Source organism: Chromohalobacter sp. HP20-39 (assembly GCF_033052815.1).
GTDB lineage: Bacteria > Pseudomonadota > Gammaproteobacteria > Pseudomonadales > Halomonadaceae > Chromohalobacter.
In genome coordinates this window covers 1-238 of record NZ_JAWHTP010001143.1, presented here as the reverse complement: position 1 = coordinate 238, position 238 = coordinate 1, and the positions used below count along the sequence as shown (strand labels likewise).

The following is a 238-nucleotide window of genomic DNA, read 5'->3' as shown; positions in this document are numbered from 1 at the left end:
GACCAGGAAGGCGGCCAGGGCGCCGACATCCTCCGGACGCCCGAGCCGTTGGAGGGCATGCATGGCCGCAATCCCCTGCGCGAGGGTCTCGTTGCCGGTGATCCCCGCAGCGAGCGGCGTGCGCGTCAGCGAGGGCGCCACGACGTTGATGCGGATCTGGGGCGCGAGTTCGGCCGCCAGGGACAGCGCCATGCCCTCGACGGCGCCTTTCGCCATGGCGACGGAGGCATGCGCGGCA

1 protein-coding gene is annotated in these 238 nt (G+C 72.7%); it reads right to left on the bottom strand.

Going from position 1 to position 238, the window contains the following annotated elements; genetic code table 11:
* Positions 1 to 238 (bottom strand): SDR family oxidoreductase (locus tag RVY79_RS21465; RefSeq protein ID WP_317466648.1); only part of this gene is annotated, 238 nt, incomplete at both ends.